The sequence below is a fragment of the Novosphingobium percolationis genome, assembly GCF_020179425.1.
GTDB classification, from domain to species: Bacteria; Pseudomonadota; Alphaproteobacteria; order Sphingomonadales; family Sphingomonadaceae; genus Novosphingobium; species Novosphingobium percolationis.
Genome location: NZ_JAILYM010000009.1, coordinates 22,220 through 46,695, shown reverse-complemented (window position 1 = coordinate 46,695; position 24,476 = coordinate 22,220). Strand labels below are relative to the sequence as shown.

At 61.6% G+C, this 24,476-nt stretch carries 25 protein-coding genes; 18 read left to right on the top strand and 7 right to left on the bottom strand.

Annotation, left to right across the window (positions count from 1 at the left end):
• Positions 1 to 87: 87 nt before the first annotated feature.
• From K3A84_RS18720 to bphC, 7 genes are read right to left on the bottom strand one after another with little or no spacing between them, the layout of a single operon-like run.
• A complete protein-coding gene (locus tag K3A84_RS18720; RefSeq protein ID WP_225011016.1) occupies positions 88 to 2,562 on the bottom strand; it encodes a TonB-dependent receptor in 2,475 nt (824 codons plus the stop codon).
• 59 nt (positions 2,563 to 2,621) lie between these two features.
• Positions 2,622 to 4,793 (bottom strand): TonB-dependent receptor, encoded by a 2,172-nt coding sequence (locus K3A84_RS18715; RefSeq protein WP_225011014.1) that lies wholly within the window; start codon positions 4,791 to 4,793, stop codon positions 2,622 to 2,624.
• Positions 4,794 to 4,838: 45 nt separating this feature from the next.
• The gene (locus tag K3A84_RS18710) at positions 4,839 to 5,432 is read right to left on the bottom strand and encodes a 2-hydroxychromene-2-carboxylate isomerase (protein WP_225011013.1); all 594 of its coding nucleotides are present in this window, start codon (positions 5,430 to 5,432) and stop codon (positions 4,839 to 4,841) included.
• Positions 5,429 to 6,691: an aromatic ring-hydroxylating dioxygenase subunit alpha gene (locus tag K3A84_RS18705; protein ID WP_225011012.1), complete on the bottom strand. Its 1,263-nt coding sequence runs from the start codon at positions 6,689 to 6,691 to the stop codon at positions 5,429 to 5,431. The genes K3A84_RS18710 and K3A84_RS18705 overlap by 4 nt, the downstream gene beginning before the upstream one ends.
• A 21-nt stretch (positions 6,692 to 6,712) precedes the next feature.
• Positions 6,713 to 7,201: an aromatic-ring-hydroxylating dioxygenase subunit beta gene (locus tag K3A84_RS18700; RefSeq protein WP_211150170.1), complete on the bottom strand. Its 489-nt coding sequence runs from the start codon at positions 7,199 to 7,201 to the stop codon at positions 6,713 to 6,715.
• Positions 7,202 to 7,528, bottom strand: coding sequence for a non-heme iron oxygenase ferredoxin subunit (locus tag K3A84_RS18695; RefSeq protein ID WP_225011008.1), 327 nt, complete (start codon positions 7,526 to 7,528; stop codon positions 7,202 to 7,204). It lies immediately after the preceding gene.
• 50 nt (positions 7,529 to 7,578) lie between these two features.
• Complete coding sequence (bphC, locus tag K3A84_RS18690) at positions 7,579 to 8,478, bottom strand: biphenyl-2,3-diol 1,2-dioxygenase (RefSeq protein WP_225011007.1); 900 nt, start codon at positions 8,476 to 8,478, stop codon at positions 7,579 to 7,581.
• 290 nt (positions 8,479 to 8,768) lie between these two features.
• Between bphC and K3A84_RS18685 the strand changes: the two genes are divergently transcribed.
• The 18 genes from K3A84_RS18685 to hcaB all read left to right on the top strand — a co-directional run bounded on the left by K3A84_RS18685 (position 8,769) and on the right by hcaB (position 24,469).
• Positions 8,769 to 10,181 (top strand): SRPBCC family protein, encoded by a 1,413-nt coding sequence (locus K3A84_RS18685; RefSeq protein WP_225011005.1) that lies wholly within the window; start codon positions 8,769 to 8,771, stop codon positions 10,179 to 10,181.
• A complete protein-coding gene (locus K3A84_RS18680) occupies positions 10,178 to 10,672 on the top strand; it encodes an aromatic-ring-hydroxylating dioxygenase subunit beta (RefSeq protein WP_225011003.1) in 495 nt (164 codons plus the stop codon). The genes K3A84_RS18685 and K3A84_RS18680 overlap by 4 nt, the downstream gene beginning before the upstream one ends.
• Positions 10,673 to 10,679: 7 nt before the next feature.
• Positions 10,680 to 11,672, top strand: coding sequence for a PdxA family dehydrogenase (locus tag K3A84_RS18675; RefSeq protein ID WP_225011001.1), 993 nt, complete (start codon positions 10,680 to 10,682; stop codon positions 11,670 to 11,672).
• A complete protein-coding gene (locus K3A84_RS18670; RefSeq protein ID WP_225011000.1) occupies positions 11,669 to 12,943 on the top strand; it encodes an aromatic ring-hydroxylating dioxygenase subunit alpha in 1,275 nt (424 codons plus the stop codon). The genes K3A84_RS18675 and K3A84_RS18670 overlap by 4 nt, the downstream gene beginning before the upstream one ends.
• Entirely contained in the window at positions 12,940 to 13,419 is a 480-nt protein-coding gene (locus tag K3A84_RS18665) for an aromatic-ring-hydroxylating dioxygenase subunit beta (protein WP_225010999.1), read from the top strand. Before K3A84_RS18670 ends, K3A84_RS18665 begins: the two co-directional genes overlap by 4 nt.
• A 49-nt stretch (positions 13,420 to 13,468) precedes the next feature.
• Positions 13,469 to 14,074 carry a glutathione transferase GstA gene (gstA, locus tag K3A84_RS18660; RefSeq protein WP_225010997.1) on the top strand — a complete coding sequence of 202 codons (606 nt, stop codon included), beginning with the start codon at positions 13,469 to 13,471 and terminating at the stop codon, positions 14,072 to 14,074.
• Positions 14,075 to 14,256: 182 nt separating this feature from the next.
• Positions 14,257 to 15,108: an alpha/beta fold hydrolase gene (locus tag K3A84_RS18655; protein WP_225010996.1), complete on the top strand. Its 852-nt coding sequence runs from the start codon at positions 14,257 to 14,259 to the stop codon at positions 15,106 to 15,108.
• A 19-nt stretch (positions 15,109 to 15,127) separates the two neighbouring features.
• The gene (locus K3A84_RS18650) at positions 15,128 to 16,051 is read left to right on the top strand and encodes a catechol 2,3-dioxygenase (RefSeq protein ID WP_225010992.1); all 924 of its coding nucleotides are present in this window, start codon (positions 15,128 to 15,130) and stop codon (positions 16,049 to 16,051) included.
• A 29-nt stretch (positions 16,052 to 16,080) separates the two neighbouring features.
• Complete coding sequence (locus K3A84_RS18645) at positions 16,081 to 16,485, top strand: GlcG/HbpS family heme-binding protein (protein WP_225010991.1); 405 nt, start codon at positions 16,081 to 16,083, stop codon at positions 16,483 to 16,485.
• Between the two features lie 51 nt (positions 16,486 to 16,536).
• Positions 16,537 to 18,021 carry a 2-hydroxymuconic semialdehyde dehydrogenase gene (locus tag K3A84_RS18640; RefSeq protein ID WP_225010990.1) on the top strand — a complete coding sequence of 495 codons (1,485 nt, stop codon included), beginning with the start codon at positions 16,537 to 16,539 and terminating at the stop codon, positions 18,019 to 18,021.
• A 4-nt stretch (positions 18,022 to 18,025) separates the two neighbouring features.
• A complete protein-coding gene (locus tag K3A84_RS18635; RefSeq protein WP_225010989.1) occupies positions 18,026 to 18,838 on the top strand; it encodes a 2-keto-4-pentenoate hydratase in 813 nt (270 codons plus the stop codon).
• A gap of 25 nt (positions 18,839 to 18,863) precedes the next feature.
• On the top strand, positions 18,864 to 19,802 hold the full coding sequence (locus K3A84_RS18630; protein ID WP_225010986.1) for an acetaldehyde dehydrogenase (acetylating): 939 nt from the start codon (positions 18,864 to 18,866) through the stop codon (positions 19,800 to 19,802).
• Complete coding sequence (gene dmpG / locus K3A84_RS18625; RefSeq protein WP_225010985.1) at positions 19,799 to 20,830, top strand: 4-hydroxy-2-oxovalerate aldolase; 1,032 nt, start codon at positions 19,799 to 19,801, stop codon at positions 20,828 to 20,830. The genes K3A84_RS18630 and dmpG overlap by 4 nt, the downstream gene beginning before the upstream one ends.
• Before the next feature lie 10 nt (positions 20,831 to 20,840).
• Positions 20,841 to 21,611 (top strand): 2-keto-4-pentenoate hydratase, encoded by a 771-nt coding sequence (locus K3A84_RS18620; RefSeq protein WP_225011108.1) that lies wholly within the window; start codon positions 20,841 to 20,843, stop codon positions 21,609 to 21,611.
• Positions 21,612 to 21,824, top strand: coding sequence for a 2-hydroxymuconate tautomerase (locus K3A84_RS18615; RefSeq protein WP_225010983.1), 213 nt, complete (start codon positions 21,612 to 21,614; stop codon positions 21,822 to 21,824).
• 4 nt (positions 21,825 to 21,828) lie between these two features.
• The gene (locus tag K3A84_RS18610) at positions 21,829 to 22,107 is read left to right on the top strand and encodes a 2Fe-2S iron-sulfur cluster-binding protein (RefSeq protein ID WP_225010982.1); all 279 of its coding nucleotides are present in this window, start codon (positions 21,829 to 21,831) and stop codon (positions 22,105 to 22,107) included.
• 19 nt (positions 22,108 to 22,126) lie between these two features.
• Positions 22,127 to 23,626 carry an aldehyde dehydrogenase family protein gene (locus tag K3A84_RS18605; protein ID WP_225010981.1) on the top strand — a complete coding sequence of 500 codons (1,500 nt, stop codon included), beginning with the start codon at positions 22,127 to 22,129 and terminating at the stop codon, positions 23,624 to 23,626.
• 42 nt (positions 23,627 to 23,668) lie between these two features.
• Positions 23,669 to 24,469, top strand: coding sequence for a 3-(cis-5,6-dihydroxycyclohexa-1,3-dien-1-yl)propanoate dehydrogenase (gene hcaB, locus K3A84_RS18600; protein ID WP_225010980.1), 801 nt, complete (start codon positions 23,669 to 23,671; stop codon positions 24,467 to 24,469).
• Positions 24,470 to 24,476 lie beyond the last annotated feature (7 nt).

Sequence of the window (24,476 nt, the reverse complement as noted above, 5' to 3'; positions counted from 1 at the left end):
AGGGATGCAAACGAAACGGGGCGGAACCGCCGGAGCGGATCCCCCCCAATCGATGGGGTGACCTTTCGGTCACCCCAGGCAGAGCCGTCAGTACTTGTAGGCGACCTTGAGGAACCATTCGCGCGGCCGCGAATAGGTGGCTTCCGCAACGCCGCCGACGTTCAGATCGACATAACCGCCCTGAATGTAGCGCTTGTCACCGATGTTGGTGACACCGGCAGTAACGGTTACATGATTGCTGGGATCGGTGTACGAGGCGCCGGCCCCGAACACGCTATAGGCAGGTTGATAGAGTTGCGGGCTGTTCACGGCATCCTTGAAGGTGCCGCTCTGGTGGTACCAGTCGCCGCGAAGCACGACCTTGCCCTTGTCGCCTTCGTAAACAGTTGCGTTAGCAGCGACTGTCGCAGTCCATTCGGGAACAAAGGCAAATTTCGAGTTAAGGTTCACCGGAAAGGCTGTAGGACTGACTGTCCGGTAATAGGCGTCGAGATAGCCGACGCCGTAATCGATCCGCAGCCAGTCGGTCGGGGCGGCCTGGCCTTCGATTTCGAAGCCCTTGATGCGCCCTTCACCAGCATTGCGAACCTTAGGCGCAATGCCTTCGTTCACTACGATCTGGATATCGCTGTAATCGGACTGGAAGACAGCGAGGTTCATGCGAAGCCTTCGGTCGAACAGTTCGGTCTTCAGGCCAACTTCGTAAGATTCCACAAATTCGGGCGTAAATGCCGGAGTTACCAGTTCACCAGGGAAAATACGCTGGCTGAAGCCGCCGTTCTTGAAGCCCTTCGAATAAGACGCATAGCCCATGATGTCGTTGGTGAACTGATAGTTCACCGAGACCGCGGGGGTCCATTCCTTGGCTTTGGCGGACACCTCAACCGCAGGTAGATTATGGTTGCCGCCAGGATTGGTCGCCGACGGAACACATGCCGGGTCGGGGAACCCGTTCGGCAGCAACTGCGGCGCGGGTTGACCCACAAGGCAGCGGCTGTACTGGATGAATACGCCATCGGGATAGGGCGGAAGCAGCCCGGCGGTGTAATCGCGGTAGATCACCTGCGCCGAAGGATCGAAACGCTTGGTTTCGTTAGTGTAGCGGATGCCCGGCGTAATCGAGAGACGGTCGGTGACCTTGTAGGTGAACTGGAGATAGGCCGCATAGCTGTCGTTATCGATTGCCCCGCCGCTGAAGAAATTTGCGAAGCCGAACCGCAGCGGTTCGATGTCGTCGCCCTTTTCCTTCAGGTAATAGGCGCCCAGAGCGAATTTGAGCTTGTCGTCGAACAGGTTGCCATTGAGCTGCAGTTCTTGCGAGGCCTGCCACAAGTTGATATTGTTGGTCAGCTGCAGCACCTCGTGGGGGGTCACGTCAAAGTCGTATTCGATGACCGATTTCTGGTCGCGATAGGCGCTGATAGACTTCAGTGTCACATCCCCGAAGTCATATTCGAGGGTCAGGTTGACACCCCATAGGTCGAAGTCCGAACGGTTTGGACCTCCGGCCCAAGTCGTATCGATATCGCCTGTAACCCATCGGGAAGAAACGCAGTTCGGATTGCTGACCGGTGCCAGTTCACCCGGGGCGCCACATTGTCCAGCGCCACCGCCCAGCTTGTTGTAACCGAAGTTTGAGCTAGGGAAGGCAACTTGACGGCCATCAGGCAGATTCACGATTTGCAGAAGATCGGGTGAGTCCCGGTTTTCGATGAGATAGATGGCTGCCTGCTCCTCGCGGCGAATGTTGACGTCGCCGGCGAGAGTTGCGGTGAAGGCATCAGAGGGCGTCCACTTGAACGCCACGCGGCCGGCGAAGCTGTCCTTGTTGCCCTGCCGTCCGCCATCGAACAGGCGGCGCTGATAGCCGTCGCGGGTTTCGTAGGACGCGACCGCCCGCATGGCGAGCGTTTCGCTGATCGGGATGTTGACGATGCCTTTGAAGTCGGCGCGGTTGAAGCTGCCGGTGGCGGCCTCAAGCTTTAGTTCGAAATCGTTGCTCGGCTGGTTCGTGTTGACGATGATCGCACCACCGATGGTGTTCTTGCCGAACAGCGTGCCTTGCGGACCGCGCAGGATCTGAACGCTGCCAATGTCCGCCATGTCCAGCAGTCCACCGACCGACCGCGCCACGTAGACGCCATCGACATAGATGCCGACGCCAGGATCGACGGTAATGTTGAAGTCGGTCTGGCCGACGCCGCGAATGAACGCGGTGAGCGAGGCGCTCGAGCCCGAAATATTGCCGACTGGCTGAATGTTGACGTTGGGCGCATAGGACGCGACCTGCGCCACGTTGGCAATCTGCCGATCCTCGATCATCGTGCCGCTCATCGCGGTAATCGCAACCGGGGTTTCCTGGGCGTTCTCCTCGCGCTTACGGGCCGTGACCAAGATCTCGTCGAGGCCGCCCTGGCGTTCGGCATCCTGGCCGACCGCGCTATTGGTCGTAGCGTCCTGCGCGAAAGCGTTGGTCGGAGCAACGGCAAGGCAAGCAAGCACAAGGCTGCTGCCAGTAAGCAGCCATTGCTTGCCGCTGCCCGTGTTGTACATCATTGACATGCATCTTCTCCCTAGAGTTTGATTTGGACCGCGGTTCCGATCCATTTTTCCACCTCGTTTTAAAACCTGACTTCAACCGTCGCACCGATCTTGCGCGGCTGCTCGTAGAAACCATCGGTCGATAGCGCGCCAGGGCGCATCGTCTGGAACACTTTTTCGTTGGTCAGGTTGGTGGCCCACAGGGAAACTTTCCATTTCTCGCTCTCGGGCGTCCAGCCAATCGACATGTTCGACAAGGTATAGGCACCTTGCGAGAAGTTGTTGGCGAAGTCGTAGTAGAGGCGCGAACTGAAAGAGAGGTTGCCGTTGATGCTCAACCGACCGCCGCCCAGATCATGCCCCCAGTCAAAGCCGACGTTGCCTGACCATTTCGGTGCACGAGTCATGACGTTGCCCGAAGCATCCAGCGTTACGACGGTATTTCCGCCGTCAGTCTGCGGGAGAAAGCCCTGGGCGGCCGTGAAATCCTTGTAGCGCGCGTAGGTGTAGGCTAGCGCCCCGCGCAACTTCAAATCCCTGGTGGGTGCAACGGTCAATTCCAGTTCGCCGCCATAGATTTCCGCATTGGCGGCATTCTGGAGAATGTATCCCGCGCCAAGCGAATCCTTCGACTGCAGTTGAAGGTTTTTGTAGTCGTAGTAATAGGTCGCAAGGTTGACCCGCAGCCAATTGAGCGGATCCGACTTGATGCCGAATTCGGCGGCCTTGATTTCCTCCGGTTCGACCGGCACGCTGCGGGTGCTCGCCATATTGTAGACACCACTCTTGAAGGCGGTGCTCCAACTTGCGTAGACGTTCGTGGTGTTGCTAATTTCGTAACGAAGGCCGACTTTGTAGTTGAACTTATTGAACGTCTTATCGACGTCGTTGACGACTAGGGTGCCATTCGCCGTTTGCGAGAACTCGCGTTTTTCCGTGGTGTAACGGCCACCGAGATTCACGAACAGGCCGGGCGTGGCCTCATAGGTCGCATCCGCAAAGCCCGCGAAGGACCGACCGCCGAGGTGCGGCTCAAGAGTCGGCCCGGCTAGGGGGAGGGTAGGATTCGCGGCCGTCCAGGGCTGGAGGAAGGAACTGCCACCGAACTGGTAGAAATAGCCGCCTACGAGCCATTGGAACGGCCCGGGGTTCGACGAGCTGAGCTTGATTTCCTGGCTGCCGGATTCCGCGTTGAAGATGGCCAGAAAGTTTCCAAGGCGCAGGTTCGATGCATCCGAATCGGTGTTCTGGGTCCAGCGCAAGTTCAGGAAACCGCTGGTGGTTTCCAGGTTGACTGCGCCCAGTTCGAGTTTGGTGTGCAGGGCGAAGGTCCACCGCCGAAGGTTCAGCATGGGCACCTCGGTCAACGACGCCTGCCAGGGGCCCGTTGGCAGGATGACGCCAGGAAACCGCCGTCCAGCAGTGTTGCCGTCGACCGGCTGGGGCGAATTGGTGGTGCTCTGCTGATCGAAGAATTCGCCGGTCAGGACAACCTTGAAATTGTCCGCAGGCTTGAACAGAACCTTGCTGCGCAGGTCGATGACCCGCTGATCGCCAAGCGTTCCACCACGCACCAGATCGTCAATATAGCCATCGTTCTTGCGGAAGAGGCCAGATAGATCGATCGCGGCCTTTTCGCTGATCGGGCCGGTCACATAGAGCCGCGCGTCATAGTCGCCCGCTTCGCGCCGCATCCTACCGACCCGCAAGGAAGCCTTGCCCCGGAAATCGAAGCTGGGGTCCGGCGTGATCACATTGATCAGCCCGCCCGTCGCATTGCGACCAAAAGTGGTGCCTTGCGGACCGCGCAGCACCTCAACCCGCTCGACCTCGACCAGATCGATCCAGTTTGCGGCAGATTCGGGCTGATAGACACCGTCGATGTAGGTGGCGATATTGGGTTCGTCGCCAATCGAGATGCCGGTTGAGCCGACACCGCGAACCACGGGCTGGAAGACACCCATGTTGCGGCTGCCTACAAAGCCAGGCACCAGCTGGGTCAGCGTCCTTACTGTTGAGACGTCGGCCGATTGCAGGGCATCTCCGCCCAGCGCTGTGACGGCCACGGGCACCTGCTGCAATCTTGCTTCGCGGCGGGTCGCAGTGACGACGATATCTTCGATACCGGTCGTTGCTTGTTCCTCCTCGGATTGCGTGGCGGCCGAATCCTGGGCCAGTGCGACGTTAGAAAAAAGCGATTGCGTAAGAATGGTGGTCGCAGTCACGAACAGGCGCAGCTTAAGCCCCCTCATTTTCTCTCTCCCTATGTTGTTTAACTTGCTTTATTACGTAAAGTTCTATTTCTGTCGCGAGAGATACTCTTCCAGAAAGTCGAGACGATCATTTCCCCAGAATACTTCATCATCGACAAACATTAATGGTGCGCCGAAGACTCCCCGCTTATAGGCTTGGCTGCGAACCTTGCGGTATTCGTTCTGACCGAGTGGCGAGTCGACGAAGGTAATCAGCCCATCTGGATCGAGCCCGGCTTCTTTTGCGCAGGCGCGCAGCTCTTCGCGGTCGCTTGGATCGATTCCCTGCCCCCAGATGCGATTGTATGCGGCGGCGACGAAAGCTTTCGCCTTGCCCTGTTCGCGCGCGTAGAGCGTGGCGCAGTTCCAGTCGGAACAGGTAAAGCTAGCCGGGAACCGCAAGGGGATGTCGTACTTGCGGGCCCACCGGTTGAGGTCCGCCATCATCACCTTGATTTTTGGAGCCACTTCGCGATTGGACGGGCCGTAGTTCCCCGCCGCGATCTTCGCCTCGGGGATGTCGATCGGCCAATATTCAAGGTCGCAACCAGTCTTGCGGGCGATTTCGGGGAGCTTCAGCTGTGCGAGGTAGCTGAAGGGACTGATGAAGTCGAAATAGAAGTCGATCGTTCGGGTCATTGGGAGGTCCCAAAGCCGACGAGCTTCTCGTAATTGTCCCAGAAGCCGACAATGGCGCCTTCGGTGACAAGGTGGTCGGCATCTTCGGCGCGGCCACCGCCCATCGCGATGAACGAGGTTGCCTGCTGTTCGCCGACAATGGCGTTCTGGACGATTTCCACCGCTTCGCCGTCTTCCATCGAGATCAGGCCGGCCGGACCGATCAGGTTGGTCTGCTTGCGCCGGATTGCCTGCATTTCTGCATCGTCGTCGGCGTAACCGAAGTGGGTCCAGACCAGCTCGAACGCTTCCTGTCCCTTTGGCACGATTTGCCGCACGGCGAGCGTGTTCTGAATCTGCTGGAGGACCAGGTTCGGGAAAACCGCGAGGATAACCAGGGTAATGCCGTCATCGAATTCCTGGCGGCCCTTGAGCAGCGACATGTCCTGAAGCTTGAACTCGGTATCGAATGTCCTGGAATCGCCATAGGCCTGTTTGTCGGCGGCATCGTCGTTGCTGGCGGCGATGGAATAAAGGAGCGAATGCCGCTTCTCGCTGTCCATCAGTGACTTGCCGGTCTGGGTCGATCGGTAGAGCCCGAACGTATTGTGGAACAGGTGCAGAAGGCTGGCGTGATAGGGATCGCGGGTATTCTCGGCATAGAGCTTCCAGTTGCCGTGAACATATTGCCGCTGATCGCCCAGAACCTTGATCGGCTTGTGCATGATCCGTTTGATATGCTCGACAACCAGCGGGCCGAGGAAATCGTTCAGTGGCACCACGCTTTGAGAAAAGCTGGCGAAGACAAGCCCGCCGACGATCCCGACGCGCAACTGCTTGAGGCCATGCTGTTTCATGTCGAAATCGCCGGGCATTCCGCCCTGGCCCTTGAGACCGCGGCGGAACGGCACCCCGATCAGATTGCCGGCGAGGTCATAGGCCCATTGGTGGTAAACACATTCGAGATTGGGGCGATTGCCGCGCAGTTCGCGGCATACCAGGGCCCCGCGATGAGCGCAGCGATTGACCACGACATGAACGGCGCCATCAGCGGCCCTGGTGACGATGACCGGGGTTTCTCCGATGAAGGTTGATTTGAAATCGCCAGCCTCGGGCACTTCTGCCTCGAGCGCGACGAAGGACCAAGTCTCGCCCTGGAAGATCTTTTCCTGCTCGCGCGCGTGATACTCCGGATCGGTGAAAACCCGGTAGGGAACCCGGCGACCAGTTCCGTTTGCGGTTGTCGAGGGATTTTCGTCTAGCAGAGCTGTGTCGGTCATGATCAAAATCCTGGTCGCGAACTAAATCGGGCGAACCATCATCGTGTCGATGAGGTTGGTATCGAAAACGGCGATCTTCGAACGAAACAAGGGGCGCTCGCCCGACAAGTCGATCTCGTCTATATACTTGCCCGAATTGTAGATTGTGGTGTGTCCGTCGGTACGGGTCATAAGGACCGCATAGTTGGTTTGCGTCTTTGCGAGTGCTCCCGTTGTGGAAACCATCCGGGTCGGACCGAGAATATGACGGTAGGCATGCACCGGGAAGATATTGGCTTTGCGCAGTGAAACAATGCGATCCACAAGCATTCCGCGGCTGTCGCAATAGATCGCCGCTGAATCCAAGTTTCGCTCGAAGTTCTCGCGCGAGATCACGGTATAAACGCAGTCCGAAACAAAGAGTTCGGGCCACTCTTCCAAGCGATCATCGTCAATGAGTTCGGCGTAGAGCGCGTTGAGCTCGGAAGTGAGCTGCTGCAGCTCATAGCGGGAAGGGGTGTCGAGGAGCATTCAGGCGCTCTCTTTCGGTTGATCGATGCACACCCAGCCGTCTTCGATCGTGACGGGGTATGTCTTGATGGGGATCTGGCAGGGAAAGGCCTTGGCAGCTCCGGTCGCGATGTCGAACGAACCACCGTGAAACGGGCACTCGATAATTGTGCCGTCCTGGTAGCCATCGGTGAGCATGGCATTGCCATGGGTGCACAGATTGTCGGTGACGAACACTTCGCCATCGACGTTGTAGACTGCAAGCGCAGGCATTTTGTCTTGGTAGACCGCGACCGGTTCACCGTCCTTGACGGCCGCTACTTGGCAAAGGCGCAATTTGTTCGACATGGCGTCTGGCAATTCCAATCTAGGTTATGGACCGGCGATCAAATGGATGATCAGCCGAGGGGAATATCCATTCCGTACCCCGCGGCTTCGTTGCCGTGACCGAATATATCGCGGGTGTAGTATTCCTGCTGGCTCGGGGCCTTGCGGGCACCCCAGCCGAACTCCCACAGCCAGCCCGACGGGTTGGCGCAGTAGAAGGTCAGCGCCTGGTCGTTCGCGTGCTTGCCGAGTTGCAGGGCGACGTCGATCTTGCGCGCCCGCACAATATCATGCGCGAGGCCGAGATCGTCGAGGTCGGTATATTCGAACATCAGGTGGTTGATGCGCTTTTCCATCGGGCCAAGCCCGAAAGCGACCGAATGCTGCCGCTCGTTGCAGTGCATGAAGTACGGCTGGGCCACCATCCCGTTGGGCAGCTGCAGGTGATACTCGACCGATCCGCGCAGCCCCAGCAGTCCGTAGAACGCCGCCGCCGCGGGAACATCGTCCTGACGCAGGATGCAATGCCCGATTCCTTCCGAGCCGGTCACGAACTTGCCGTACATCGGGCGTCCGGGATGGAAGGGCTTGTGAGTGTCGACTTGCGGGCCGTAAAAGATTTCGGTGGGGTTCCCGCCTGGATCGGCGAGCTTGGCGAGGCCAAGCACGCGCCGCTCACGAGCTTCGGTGTCGCTCGCCACTTCCACCGCGATTCCGGCGGCGGCCAGCTTTGCCACCATGGCGTCGAATTCGACCGGACCGGCAACGCGCCAGCCAAGATAGGCAAGATCGTCGGAATCGGCGGCGTGCAGAACGATGCGATGATGCCATTGGTCCATGCGCAGGTAGAGGCGGTCGCCTTCGCCCTCGTCGACAATCTCCATGCCGGCCACTTCGGCAGCATAACTGCGCCATGCATCAAGGCTTGAGACGGTCAAACCGAGGTAACCGAGTTCCGTGACAGCTGCCATTTGCCTTCTCTCCCAGAGGACGCGGCTCGCATCTCGCGGGACCGTCATCGCCGATTGTCTTGCCGCCGGTCTTGCCGGCTGAGTCGAGGCAATAACCGATAGTTCCCCATAGTGCAATACGTTGCACAGGGTAATTTGTTGGCGTAGGAAATGCGCAGCAGAACGTCAAACCAGTGATTCGTTCGCGATGGGCGAACGGCGCGGGGCAGCGTTCGGGAGCACCGCCAAGGTGCCCGGTCATCCAGCGACAGCCGACCGATCCGGCTTTCGCATATTGGGAGTGGAGCGTTATGGAAGTCGCAGAAAAGCGCGTCGGTCGGATTGCCGATTTGCAAGCGATCAAACGGCGACTGAAGTCGTGGCTCGTGAAAGACCAGGCGAGGGGAATCTTCCAGATCGACCGCGCCGCCTTCACCGATGCCGAGCTGTTCGATATTGAGATGAAGTATATTTTCGAGCGCAACTGGATTTTTCTCGCGCATGAAAGCCAGGTCGCCAAGCCCCACGATTTCCTGACGACCAAGATCGGACGGACGCCCGTCATCATCACCCGGGACAGGACGGGCACTGTCCGCGGACTGGTCAACGCCTGCGCCCACCGCGGTGCCAAGGTCTGCCGCGAAAAGGCCGGCAACAAGAAGAACTTCATGTGCCCCTTCCACGGCTGGACCTACTCGTCGGCGGGCGATCTTCTCGACGTCACTGAGGAAGGGGCAGGGGGCTATGCGCCCGGCTTCGACCGCGCCGATTTCGGGCTTCCCCAAATCGCCCGTCTCGAAATTTACCGCGGCTTCATTTTTGGAAGCCTGTCGGCCGATGTCTTGCCGCTCGAAGAGTATCTCGCCGGTTCCAAGGCGTTCGTCGACCTGTTGGTGGACCAATCGCAACATGGTGAAATGGAAGTGCTGCCGGGTGCAACCCGGTACCGCTATCGCGGCAACTGGAAGATGCAGGTTGAGAACGGGTTGGACGGTTATCACGTCAGTACCGTTCACGCGAACTATTTCCTGACGGTGCAGCGCCGGGTGGAAGGGCAATCCAATAACGATACCAGGGCGATCGATTTCGCGAACTTCAATCAACAAGATGGAGGTTCGTTTTCCTTCCACAACGGGCATTCGGTGCTGTGGGCCGACTATGCCAATTTCAGGGATCGGCCCAATTTCGAGGTCCTCGACTGGATAGTGGACGCCCATGGCGAGGAAAAGGCGCTGTGGATGAACAAGCGCATCCGCAACCTGCAGCTCTTCCCGAATGTCTTCCTGATGGATCAGACCAGCACCCAGATCAGGATCATCCAGCCGGTCTCCGTCGATGAGACCGAAGTCACGACCTATTGCATCGCTCCGGTGGGTGAAAGCCCCGCGGCCCGGGCCCTGAGGATCCGGCAGTACGAGGACTTCTTCAATGCCAGCGGCATGGCGACTCCCGACGACCTGACCGAATTCAACAACTGCCAGGCCGGATTTGGTGCCGGCGAAGGCCGGATGAACGACATGTCGCGCGGTGCGACCCGGTGGGAGAAAGGCGCCGGTCAATTCGGCGCGGGCCTCGCGGTGGATGCCGTGATGAGCAGCCCGGCTGTGGCCGACGAGGGACTTTATGTTGCCATCCACGACGAATGGATCAGCCGGATGAACACCGCAATCGACCAGGAGACCGCCGAACTGCTTGCCAAGGGCGATTTGGAGTTGGCGCGATGACGGCTACCGATACGCAATGGCTTGCCGTTCACCGCTTTCTTGGCCGTGAGGCAGTTGCGCTCGACGACAAGGACTGGGACACTTGGCTGTCGCTCTATGCCGAAGACGCGGAATACTGGGCGCCGGCCTGGGATGACCGCGAGCGCCTGACCGTCGATCCGCAGCGCGAAATCTCGCTGATCTACTACCACAATCGCGGCGGCCTGGAGGATCGGGTTTTCCGCATTCGCACCGGGCGGTCCTCGGCAAGTACGCCCGGGCCGCGCACTTCGCACGTGTTCACGCTGCTATCGACGGAAGAAGGCGATGGCCTGGTGCGGGCGCGCACATCGTGGACGGTGACATCCGTGCTCGATGGGGCGGTAACCGTCTACAGCGGATCGGCCTTCTACGATCTCGAGCCTGTCGGCGCGAGTTTTGTGATCAAGCGCAAGAAGACCGTGATCATCAACGACCTCGCGCAGACCATGCTCGATGTCTACAGCATCTGACCGGCCCATGGCAGCAACAGCAGACCGGCCCGTCGTCGGGACCATGATCGGCGATCCTGCGGGAATCGGACCCGAAGTGACGGTCAAGGCGCTCGCGGACGGGGCGGTACACGAGGTGTCGATTCCGGTGCTGCTTGGCTCGGCAGCCGCGGTGGAGCGTGCGCTCGACATGACCGGGGTCAGGGCCCGGGTGCGCCGGATGCGTTCGTTCGAACGGCCCAGCGACGATGTCGGGGTGATCGACGTGATCGACACCGGTGCCTTGCCGGACGGCGTTTTGCCGCTGGGCGAGGATACCGAAGTGGCCGGCCATGCCTCGGCGCAATGGCTGGACGAACTCGACGCGCTGGCCCGGGACGGATCCTTTGCCGCGACAATCATGGGACCGATCAGCACCGGTTCGCTCAAGATGGCCGGAAAACTCGACAAGGTCATCAGTCCGACCCCTGGCGAAAGCTATCTGGTTTTGCTGACCGGACCCTTGCGGGTCGCGCATCTTACCGATCACATGTCTCTGCGCCAGGTGATCGACGTGATAACCGCGGACCTCGTGGCCAAGGCGATCGGGCAGGTCAACGATGCCATGCGGTCGTGGGGAATCGCCCGTCCGCGGATCGCCGTGGCCGGGCTGAACCCGCACGCCATGGGCGACGAGGAGCGGTTTGCGATTGCCCCCGGGGTCGAGCGGGCGCGGGCAGCGGGCATTGCCGTCGAAGGCCCGATTGCGCCCGATTCGGTGTTCCGTCAGTGCATCGAGGGGCGCTACGACATGGTCCTCGCGATGTTCCACGATCAGGGACACATTGCCGTCAAGACCTGGGGCTTTTCGGGCAACTGCGTGATCATGATGGGGCCGCCCTATCTACACATGTCGGTAGCCCACGGCACCGCCTATGACATCGTCGGCACGGGACAGGCGGACGCGGCAATGATGCTCAGCGCGATGCGCACCTGCGGCCAGCTCGCGTCGGGCCAGGGCTTTGTGGGAGACGCACAATGAATGACATGGTCTCGGTGGGGGCGCCGTCGCTCCCTACGGCGGTGGACTACAAGGTCTACCACGATACGCAGATTTTCGCCGCCGAGCAGCGCAGTGTCTTCAAGGGTCGCACCTGGTGCTACCTTGGGCTTGAGGCCGAGGTTCCCAACGCCGGAGATTTTCGCGCGACCCATGTCGGCGAAACGCCGGTGGTCCTTGTGCGCGGGCAGGAAGGCAAGATCCATGCCTGGGTCAACCGGTGCGCGCACAAAGGCGCAACGGTATGCCGTTCGCTGCGCGGCAACCAGGCCGACGGCGCGTTTGTCTGCGTCTACCATCAGTGGGCCTACGATTCGGAAGGCACACTGGTCGGCGTGCCGTTCCGGCGCGGCCTCAAGGGAGTAGGGGGGTATGACAAGGATTTCGATCCGGCCAATCACTCGCTCGAAAAGCTCCGGGTGGAGAGTTACAAAGGCATGGTTTTCGGCACCTTTTCAGCCGAGATCGAGCCGCTTGAAGATTTTCTCGGCCCGGTGATGCGCAAGTACATCGACCGCGTTTTTCACCGCCCGATCAGGGTGCTCGGTTATTCCCGGCAATATATGGCGGGCAACTGGAAGCTCTATTCCGAAAACAGCCGTGACAGCTACCACGGCGCCTTGCTCCACCTGTTCTACCCGACCTTCGGCATTTACCGGCAAAGCCAGGACAGCGCCGGAGAACTGGCCGAGCAGGGTTTTCACAACGTCTTTACCGTCTCCAAGCCCAAGGGCGACATCGATTACGGCTCGTTCGGCGATGAAGCCAATCGCGAAATGCAAGGCGCTGCCAAATTGCAGGACGGAAGCCTGTTGCAGTTCCGGCCCGAGATCGAGGACGATGTCGGCCTGCACATCCAGTCGCTGTTTCCCTCGGTCGTTCTGCAACAGATCCAGAACACGCTGGCGACACGCCAGATCGTGACTCACGGCGTCGACAAGACCGAATTGGTTTGGACCTATTTCGGCTATGCCGACGACGATGAAGAGACCACGCGTCACCGCCTACGCAACCTGAACCTTGTCGGCCCCTCCGGCCTGATCTCGATGGAAGACGGCGAAGCGGTCGAGCTTTGCCAGCAAGGGACGATTGGGGCCGAAGGCAAGCACAGTTTCATCGAAATGGGCGGCGACGACGTGCGCGGCTATTACGCACCGATGGGCATGGACGAGAACGCAGTGCGCGGCTTCTGGAAAGGCTATCTGAGCCTGATGGGCGATGCCCTTGCCGTCAGCGCAGAGGCATCGGCATGACCGTGGTTGATCCTCTATTGCAAGGCCTAGTCGATTCTCTGAACGCCGCTTACGGACTGTGTCTGGATGACGGCCGGCTTGAGGAGTGGCCCGAGTTTTTCGTGGACGATTGCCTCTATCAGGTGATCGCCCGCGAAAATGTCGACAACGGGCTGCCGGCCGCGGTGATGTATTGTGACAGCAAGGGCATGCTGGTCGATCGGGTGGTGGCGATGCGCCGTGCCAACGTTTTTCCGGAGCATTTCAGCCGTCACCTGATTTCGCGAGCGGTCTTGACCGGGATCGACGGGGACACCGTGTCAGCCGAAGCAAGCTACGCCCTGCTGCAGACCCGCAACGACGGTGAGACCCGCATCTACAACGTCGGGAAATATGTCGATCGGCTGCTGATCAAGGACGGGGCGGCCAAGCTGGTGAGCCGAATGTGCGTCTATGACACCCACAGGATCGCAACGCTGCTGGCGACTCCGATTTGATGGCCGAACATCGATTTGGCGTCGACAAGGAACCTAGAGGAGAAACACAATGAAACTGTTCATCAGCCCGGGCGCATGCTCGCTTGCCCCGCACATTGCCCTGCGCGAAACCGGAGCCGATTTCGAAGCCGTCAAGGTCGATCTGGCCGTGCGCAAGACCGAAGCGGGCGAGGATTTCCTCACCGTCAATCCGTCCGGCAAGGTCCCGGCCCTGACCCTGGACAGCGGCGAGACCCTGACCGAGAACCCCGCCATCCTGCTTTACATTGCCGACCAGAACCCCGCGTCCGGCCTGGCGCCGGCCGAAGGCAGCCTCGATCGTTACCGACTGCTGAGCCGTCTCAGCTTCCTCGGTTCCGAATTCCACAAGGCATTCGTGCCGTTGTTCGCCCCCGGCACTTCCGACGAAGCGAAGGCGGCGGCCGCGGAATCGGTCAAGAACCATCTCGCCGCGCTCGACAAGGAAATGGCCGGGCGGGACCACTTTGCCGGCAGTGCTTTCAGTGTCGCCGACATCTACCTGTTCGTGATGCTGGGTTGGCCAGCCTACGTCGGTATCGACATGGTCGCCTATCCCGCACTTGGCGCCTATGCCGGCAAGATCGCGCAGCGTCCCGCCGTGGGTGCGGCGCTCAAGGCGGAAGGCTTGGCGTGAGCCGGACCGACCGAATTCCGGCGTGATGCGATGGAGTTGAATCATTCTCCATTTGCAAATGCATTCTGTTTAGTGCAACAGTAACGCGAAGCCGGATGAACGCGAGAGCCGGTAGCGTTGGCTGTCGCGATGAGAGGCAATGCTACCCGCAAAAAAGCGGTTGAAAATCGATTGGGAGAACCATGACTGCTGTTGCCAATGACATCGCACGCCCGGAGGTTGGCAAGTCCATCTCGGTTGACGGAAGCGTCACGAACTACCACGATGTGGGCGATGGCGCACCGGTCCTGCTGATCCACGGATCGGGACCCGGGGTGACTGCCTGGGCCAACTGGCGGCTCAACATGCCCGAGCTCGCGAAGCGCTTCCGCGTCATCGCGCCCGACATGTTCGGGTTCGGCTATTCGGATTCGAAGGGCCGAATCGAAGACAAGCGGGTGTGGGTCGATCAGGTCGCATCCCTGCTCGATAGCCTCGGGATCGACAAGGTCTCGATGGTCGGCAATTCCTTCGGCGGCGGCATAACCCTGGCGTTCATGATCGCGCATCCCGATCGGGTCGAAAGGGCGGTGCTGATGGGCCCGGCCGGGCTCGATTTCCCGATCACGCCTGCGCTCGACCTGGTCTGGGGCTACCAGCCTTCGCTGGAAGAAATGCGCGCCTCGCTCAAGTACCTCGCCTGGGATCACAGCCGACTGACCGAAGACCTGATCCAGTCGCGCTACGAAGCGAGTGCGCGTCCGGAAGCGCACGAGCCGTATCACGCGACGTTCGGCGGGGCTGACCGGCAGCGCAACATCGCGATGCTGGCAAGCCGCGAGGAAGACGTGGCGGCGCTAAAGCACGAAACGCTGATCCTGCATGGCCTGTTCGACCAGGTGATTCCGCTGGAGTCCACCGTTCGCCTGGCCAGCCTGTTGCCACGCGCCGACCTGCACGTGTTCGCGGAATGCGGCCACTGGGTGCAGATCGAACGGATGGCGAGCTTCAACCGCATGGTGACCGAATTTTTCGAGAACGGCCTCAAGGCCTGAAGGGACAAGGAGAACTGAAATGGCGCTGACCGGTGTACTTCGCCCCGGCTATGTCCAGTTGCGCGTCCTCGATCTGGATGAAGCAATCCAGCACTATCGTGACCGTATCGGCCTCAACCTGGTGAGCGTCGAGGGCGGCAGGGCTTTCTTCCAGGCCTTCGACGAGTTCGATCGCCACAGCATCATTTTGCGCGAGGCCGATTCCGCCGGGCTCGACCGGATGGCATTCAAGGTCGCCAAGGATGCCGATCTCGACCACTTTGCCGAACGGCTGCTCGACATGGGGGTCCACGTCGAAATCATTCCGGCGGGCGAGGATCCCGGCGTTGGCCGCAAGATCCGGTTCAATACGCCAACCGCCCACGTGTTCGATCTCTATGCCGAGATGGAGCTGTCCGAGACTGGACCGGCCGTGCGCAATCCGGATGTCTGGATCGCCGAGCCGCGCGGCATGCGCGCGACCCGGTTCGATCATTGCGCCCTCAATGGTGTCGATATTTCGGCGAGTGCGAAGATTTTTGTCGAAGCACTCGATTTCTCGGTTACCGAGGAATTGCTGGACGAGGCTTCGGGCACTCGTCTGGGTATCTTCCTTTCGTGCAGCAACAAGGCGCATGACGTGGCATTCCTGGGCTATCCCGAGGACGGACGGATCCATCACACCTCGTTCAACCTTGAATCCTGGCACGACGTCGGCCATGCGGCGGACATCATCAGCCGCTACGACATTTCGCTCGATATCGGCCCGACCCGCCATGGGATCACGCGCGGGCAGACGATCTATTTCTTCGACCCGTCGGGCAACCGCAACGAGACGTTCAGCGGCGGCTATACCTACTATCCCGACAATCCGCGCCGGATGTGGCAGGCCGAGAATGCCGGCAAGGCGATCTTCTATTACGAGAAGGCGCTCAACGACCGCTTCATGACGGTGAATACCTGAGCATGAACGGAGTGGCGACAATCCGGTCGATGGGACACGATCTTGCCGCCAAGGCGGTGCAGGTCGCCGTGGCCAAAGGCGGCGAGGCGGGCTGTCCCCTCGTCGCCGCAGTGGTTGGCGCCACCGGGGAGCTGGTCGCCCTGTTGCGCGCAACCGGGGCCCCGTTGCCCTCGTCCCAAATCGCGCAGGACAAGGCCTATACCGCGGCCAGCTTCAAGGTTCCGTCGCCTGACGTTTACAAGATGGTCGCGGGCAATCCCGCGCTAAGCGGAGGTATCGCCGCGAAGCCGGGAATCGCCATGTTCGGCGGCGGGCTGCCGATTGCGATCGCCGGCGAAATCGTCGGCGCAATCGGCGTGTCCGGCGGAACCGAAGAACTGGATACGCAGTGTGCCAATGCAGCCCTCATCGCGATCGGGGCGGCCCAATATTGACGCCTGGCCATAGCGGCATTGAAGCACGACGTTACGGAGAGACAAAAGCCCATGGCAACCGAAAGTACCCCTGCTGTTACCGATACCATCCTGAATTTCATCGCAGGAGCTTATCGCCGTGGAAGCACTGGCAAGACCTTCGACAATTTCGCTCCTGCGACCGGCCTTCGGATCGGTACTGTCCACGAAGCGAGCGAAGCCGATGTGGCCGATGCGGTTGCCGCGGCCAAGGCGGCGCTCAACGGCCCCTGGGGCAAGATGACCACGGCGGAACGGGTCAAGCTCATCTCCGCGGTCGCCACCGAGATCGAGCGCCGCGCGGACGATTTCCTCGCAGCCGAAGTGGCGGATACCGGCAAGCCGCGCCATGTCGCCTCGCACATCGACATTCCGCGCGGTGCCGCGAACTTCCGGATGTTTGCCGACGTCATTTCGACGACCCCGACTGAATCGTTTGCAACGGCAACGCCCGACGGCGGGAAGGCGCTCAACTACGTGGTGCGCAAACCCAAGGGCGTGATCGCGGTGATCTGCCCGTGGAACTTTCCCCTGCTGCTGATGACCTGGAAGGTCGGCCCGGCGCTGGCTTGCGGCAACACGGTTGTGGTCAAGCCCTCGGAAGAAACGCCGCGGACCGCAGCGCTGCTGGGTGAGGTCATGAACGCGGTCGGGATGCCCGAGGGTGTCTACAACGTGGTGCACGGTTTCGGGGGCGGCTCGGCCGGCGAATTCCTGACCGCGAACCCCGATGTCGACGCGATTACCTTCACCGGCGAAACCGGCACCGGCCAGGCGATCATGCAGAAGGCCGCGGTCGGGGTGCGCGATATTTCGTTCGAGCTTGGCGGCAAGAATCCGGCAGTCGTTTTCGCCGACGCCGATCTCGACAAGGTGGTCGAAGGGCTGTCGCGCTCGGTGTTTCTCAACACCGGGCAGGTCTGCCTCGGAACCGAGCGGGTCTATGTCGAGCGGCCGGTTTTCGATGAATTCGTCAAGCGGATGACGGCGGCGGCCAAGGCGTTCAAGCCCGGCGCGACCGGCGATAAGGCCTATCTGGGGCCGCTGATCAGCGCCGAGCACAAGGAAAAGGTGCTGGGATATTACGCCCGCGCGGTGGCCGAAGGTGCCACTGTCGTCACCGGCGGCGGGGTTCCCGCGCTGTCGGGTGACGCAGCGGGCGGCTTCTATGTCGAGCCGACGCTGTGGACGGGCCTGGCGCACGACAGTTCGGTGATGCGCGAAGAGATCTTCGGCCCGTGCTGCGGGGTCATTCCCTTCGACAGCGAAGACGAGGTGATCGGCCTGGCCAACGACACCGACTACGGGTTGTGTGCGACGATCTGGACCGAAAACCTCTCGCGGGCGCACCGCGTCGCCGCCGCGATGCAGGTTGGCGTGTGCTGGGTCAATTGCTGGTTCCTGCGCGATCTGCGCACCGCCTTCGGCGGTTCCGGACATTCCGGGATCGGCCGCGAAGGCGGGGTGCACAGCCTCGAATTCTATACCGAAACCGAAAACATCTGCGTGAAGCTTTGACACCATGACGACTGAAACCAAGATCGATCCCAAGGCGATTCAACAGGCGGCCGAGCAATTGCGGGGCGCGGCTGCCAGCGGCAAGCCGGTAGCGCCGATCCGCGATCTCATTTCGGCCGGCGGGGTGGATGCCGCCTACGCCGTGCAGGAAATCAACACCCGGCACGCCCTTGACAGCGGGCGGCGCCTGGTCGGCCGCAAGATCGGGCTGACCTCGCTGGCGGTGCAGCGCCAGCTCGGCGTTGACCAGCCCGATTACGGCATGCTGTTCTCCGACATGGACGTGCCCGAAGGGATTCCTATCTCGCTCGATCAGGTCATCCAGCCCAAGGTCGAGGCGGAAATCGCGATCGTGGTCGGCCGTGATCTGCCTCATCCCGATCTCACCACCGCCGAGATGATCCGCGCGGTCGAATATGTCGTGCCCGCGATCGAGATCGTCGACAGCCGGGTCGCCAACTGGGACATTCGGATCTGGGACACCGTCGCCGACAACGCCTCGAGCGGGTTGTTCGTGCTTGGCGCGGTGCCGCGCAAGCTCGAGGCGCTCGACCTGCGCGAATGCGGCATGGTGATGGAAGTGAAGGGCGAGCCGATCTCGGTAGGTGCGGGGATTGCCTGCCTCGGCAGCCCGATCACCGCAGCGCTGTGGCTGGCGCGGGTGATGGCCAAGGTGGGGCGTCCGCTGCTTGAAGGCGACGTGATCCTGTCCGGCGCGCTCGGGCCGATGGCGGGGGTCGCACGCGGCGATGTCGTGGAAGCAAGGATCAATGGCGTTGGAACGGTGCGGGCGGCTTTCGCCGCCGATGCCGGCTGACGCAAGTTAACGGGAAGATCGAAGCATGACCAAGATGAAGTGCGCCATCATCGGCTCCGGGAATATCGGTACCGACCTGATGATCAAGCTGCTCAAAGGGTCCGATAGTCTTGAACTAGCGGCAGTGGTCGGGATCGACCCGGCCTCGGAAGGGCTCGCCATGGCCCGCGAACGCGGCGTGATGACGACCCACGAGGGAATCGACGGGCTGCGCAAGCTGCCGGTCTACCCCGAAATCGGCATCGCCTTCGATGCGACGTCGGCCTACGCCCACAAGGAACACGATGCCGCCCTGCAGGCCGATGGCAAGCTGGTGGTCGACCTGACCCCGGCCGCGATCGGGCCGTTCTTCGTCCCGCCGGTCGGCGGGGTGCTTGAAGACAACATTCGCAACGTCAACATGGTCACCTGCGGCGGCCAGGCGACCATTCCCATGGTCGCCGCCGTTTCGCGGGTGACTCCGGTTCATTACGCCGAAATCGTCGCGTCGGTGTCGTCGCGTTCGGCGGGTCCGGGGACGCGCGCGAACATCGACGAGTTCACCCGCACCACCGCGAAGGCGATCGAAACGGTGGGCGGAGCCGGCCGCGGCCGGGCGATCATCATCCTCAACCCCGCCGAGCCGCCGATGATCATGCGCGACACGATCTTCACGCTGACCGATCAGGTCGACGAGGACGCCATCCGCGCCTCGATCAAGGAAATGGTCGAAACCGTCCAATCCTATGTGCCCGGCTATCACCTCAAGCAGGAAGTGCAGTTCGAACGGTTCGGCTCGAACCGGCCGCTGAAGATCCCCGGATACGGGGAATTCGTCGGCCTGAAGACCAGCGTGTTCCTCGAAGTCGAGGGCGCTGGCGACTATCTTCCCAAGTATTCCGGGAACCTCGACATCATGACCGCCGCCGCCAAGGCAGCCGGCGAACGCATGGCCCAACAACGCCTCGCAAAGGTGGCAGCATGACCTTCAACCCCGAAACCGGCAAGCTCTACATCCAGGACGTCACCCTGCGTGACGGGATGCATGCCATTCTTCACATGTACGGCACCGACAGTGTCCGCACCATCGCCAAGGCGCTGGACGATGCCGGCGTCGATGCGATCGAGGTGTCGCACGGTGACGGCCTCAACGGCAGCTCGTTCAACTACGGCTTCGGCGCCCATACCGACTGGGAATGGATCGAAGCCGCAGCCGACGTGATCAAGAACGCCGTGCTGACCACCTTGCTGGTGCCGGGCATCGGCACGGTCGAGGAACTGCGCCGCGCCTACGCGCTCGGCGTGCGCTCGGTCCGCGTCGCCACCCATTGCACCGAAGCCGATGTCGCCAAGCAGCATATCGGCATTGCCCGCGATCTCGGCATGGATGTCTCGGGCTTCCTGATGATGAGCCACATGATCGATCCCGAGGCGCTGGCGCAGCAGGCCATTCTGATGGAAAGCTATGGGGCGCACTGTGTCTATGTGACCGACAGCGGCGGCGCGCTCGACATGGACGGGGTGCGCGATCGCCTGCGCGCCTATGACCGCGTGCTCAAGCCGGAGACCCAGCGCGGCATCCACGCCCACCACAACCTTTCGCTTGGCGTCGCCAACTCGATCGTCGCAGCCCAGGAAGGCGCGGTCCGGATCGACGCCAGCCTGGCCGGAATGGGGGCAGGGGCCGGCAATGCGCCGCTTGAGGTGTTCGTCGCTGCCGCCGACCGCAAGGGCTGGAACCACGGCTGCAACGTGATGGCGCTGATGGACGCGGCGGAAGACATCATCCGGCCGCTTCAGGACCGCCCGGTGCGGGTCGATCGCGAGACGCTGAGCCTGGGCTATGCCGGGGTCTATTCAAGTTTCCTGCGCCACGCGGAAAAGGCCGCCGAACAGTATGGGCTGGATACGCGCGAAATCCTGATCGAGCTGGGCAAGCGCCGGATGGTTGGCGGGCAGGAAGACATGATCGTCGATGTCGCGCTCGATCTCGTTTCCGCTCGCGCTGCATAGGCACATGGCGATGGACAAGCTTGAGCGATACGCCGAAATCCTCGACAGCGCCGCCCTGCACGCGCGCGCCACGCCGCAGCTCACCCATTCCGACCCCGATCTGAGCGTGGCGGATGCCTATCGCATCCAGAAGCTGTCGGTCGATCGCCGGCTGGCGCGCGGTGAGCGCCGGATCGGAGTCAAGATGGGGCTGACAAGCCGCGCCAAGATGCTGCAGGTCGGGGTCGATGAGGTCGCCTGGGGGCGGTTGACCGACGCCATGCTGGTCGAGGAAGGGACGGCCATGTCGCGGGCGCGCTTCGTCCATCCGCGGGTCGAGCCGGAGGTGGCCTTCCTGATGAAGGCACCGCTGGCCGGCAAGGTGACGGCGGCCGCTGCGCTGGCGGCGGTTGAGGCGATTGCCCCGGCGATGGAGATCATCGACAGCCGCTATGAGAACTTCAAGTTCGCGCTGTCCGATGTCATCGCCGACAACACTTCGTCGTCGGGGCTGGTGATCGGTTCCTGGCACGACCCGGCGATGGATTTCTCCAACCTCGGCGTTTACCTCGAAATCGACGGGGAAGTGACGCAGGTCGGCTCGACTGCCGCGATTCTCGGCCACCCCCTGCGCTCGCTGGTTGCGGCCGCCAGGCTGGTCGCCGAAGCCGGTGAGGAAATTGCGGCCGGGGACATCGTGATGGCGGGCGGGATCACCGCCGCGCCCAACCTGGCGCCCGGGCAGACGGTGCGCACGACCGTCCAGGGGCTGGGCTCGGTCATGTTCCAGGTGGAGGCGTAAATGCCGATCATCGAGGTCAACATGCTCGAAGGGAGGACTCCCGACGACAAGGAGCGGTTGATCCAGGCTTTGACCGATGCCGCCATCGAAGCGATCGGTGCGCCGCGCTCATCGGTCCGCATCATCCTGCGCGAGATGCCGCCAGGCCATTTCGCGGTGGGCGGAGAGTCCTTCGCGGCCAAAGCGGCGGCGAAGGCAGCCGGACAAGGCTAATACCGTGAGCGGCCCCTATCGAATCCGGGTGCTGGACGGCGGTGAGTTCACCTGCGGCGGGGACGAGCGGGTTCTTCTCGCGATGGAGCGTTGTGGCGCAGGCGATATCGGGGTTGGCTGCCGGGGCGGGGGATGCGGAATCTGCCGGGTGAAGGTAGTCGAAGGCGAATACCGAACCGGCAAGATGAGTGCGGCGAAGGTGCCGGACAGTGATCGCCAGGCCGGCTATGCCCTGGCCTGCCGTCTGTTTCCTGCCGGAGACCTGGTCATTGCAGTTGAATGAGATTGGAAGGAGATTTGAAATGGCTACCCAACTGAAGAGCACTGAAAACGAATACGGCATCAAGTCGGAATACGGCCACTTCATCGGCGGCGAGTGGGTTTCGGGCGACAGCGGCAAGACGATCGACCTGATCAACCCGGCAACCGGGGCGGTGCTCACCAAGATCCAGGCCGGCAACGCCAAGGATATCGAGCGCGCGGTTGCCGCAGCCAAGGCCGCCTTCCCGAAGTGGGCCGAAAGCTCGGCAGCCCAGCGCCAGGAAATCCTGATCGAAGTCGCCCGCCGGCTCAAGGCGCGCCACCAGCACTACGCCACGCTCGAAACCCTGAACAACGGCAAGCCGATCCGCGAATCGATGTACTTCGACATGCCGCAGGCAATCGGCCAGTTCGAAGTGTTCGCCGGCGCGGCCTATGGCCTGCATGGCCAGACGCTGGACTATCCCGACGCGATCGGCATCGTCCACCGCGAGCCGCTGGGCGTCTGTGCGCAGATCATCCCGTGGAACGTCCCGATCCTGATGATGGCCTGCAAGATCGCCCCGGCGCTGGCTTCGGGCAACACGGTCGTGCTCAAGCCCGCGGAAACCGTGTGCCTGTCGGTAATCGAATTCTTTGTCGAAATGGCCGACCTGCTGCCCCCGGGCGTCATCAACGTCGTGACCGGCTACGGCGCCGACGTCGGTGAGGCGCTGGTGACCCACGAAGACGTCCGCAAGGTCGCCTTCACCGGTTCGGTGGCGACGGCTCGCCGGATCATCCAGTACGCTTCGTCCAACATCATCCCCCAGACGCTCGAACTGGGTGGCAAGTCGGCGCACATCGTCTGCGCCGATGCCGACATCGATGCCGCCGTCGAAAGCGCGACGATGTCGACCGTGCTCAACAAGGGCGAGGTCTGTCTGGCCGGTTCGCGCCTGTTCCTGCACGAATCGATCCAGGACGAGTTCCTCGCCAAGTTCAAGGTGGCGCTCGAAGGCATCCGCCAGGGCGATCCGCTCGACTTTGCCACCCAGATTGGTGCGCAGGCCTCGCAGATGCAGATGGACAAGGTCCAGAGCTATCTGCAGCTGGCCACCGACGAAGGCGCGACCGTCCTCACCGGCGGCAGCCGCAACGAAAGCCTGGCCGACGGGCATTTCATCAAGCCGACGGTCTTCACCAACGTCAACAATTCGATGCGGATCGCCCGCGAGGAAATCTTTGGCCCGGTTACCAGCGTGCTGACCTGGAACGACGAGGACGCGATGATGGCGCTGGCCAATGACACGACCTATGGCCTGGCCGGCGGCGTCTGGACCAAGGACATCGCCCGCGCGCACCGGTTTGCCCGCAAGCTCGAAACCGGGACGGTGTGGGTCAACCGCTACTACAACCTCAAGCCCAACATGCCGCTCGGCGGTTACAAGCAGAGCGGTTTCGGCCGTGAGTTCAGCCATGAAGTCCTGCACCACTACACGCAGACCAAGTCGGTTGTGATCAATCTGCAGGAAGGGCGCATGGGGATGTTCGACCAGTAAGGTCACCCAACGCAAAAAAACGGCTTGAATGGGAGATTGGCATTGTCTGCAAGACTTGACGGACAGGTTGCGCTGCTGACCGGCGGCGCAACCGGAATTGGTGCGGCGGTGGTCGCCCGCTACATCGAGGAAGGGGCCAGGGTCGGCGTGCTCGTCCGCGACGACGAGCAGGCCCAGCTGGTGCGTTCGCGCCACGGTGACAACGTCACCGTGGTCGTGGGCGACGTCCGTTCCTATGCAGACAATGCCCGGGCCGTCGCCGAAACCGTCGCGGCATTCGGCAAACTGGATGTCTTTGTCGGCAATGTCGGGATCTGGGATTTCATGGTGCCGCTCGAGCAGCAGGATCCCGATCAGCTCGAAAAGACCTTCGACGAAATCTTCGACGTCAACCTGAAGGGCTATTTCTTCGGGGCGCGCGCCGCGATTCCCGAACTGCGCAAGACCAAGGGCAGCATCGTCTTCACCGCCTCGACCTCGAGCTATTACACGGGCGGCGGTGGGACCCTGTATGTCGCATCGAAGCACGCGGTGCTCGGTCTGATCCGGCAGCTGGCCTGGGAGCTGACACCCGACATCCGGGTCAATGGCGTCGCCCCGGGCGGCACCCGGACCCCGCTCAGCGGGACCGAGAGCGGCGGCTTCTCCGAAACCCGGATGGAGGAGATGCCTGGCCTGGACGACCTCATTTCCGGAATGACGCCGCTTGCGCGGATCGCCGAACCGGAAGACCATGCCGGCCTCTACGCGCTTCTCGCCTCCCGCCGCGATTCCGCGTACATGACCGGAACGGTGCTGCTGAGCGACGGCGGCATCGGCATCGGCAAGCGCCCCGAGGCCTGATCCGCCA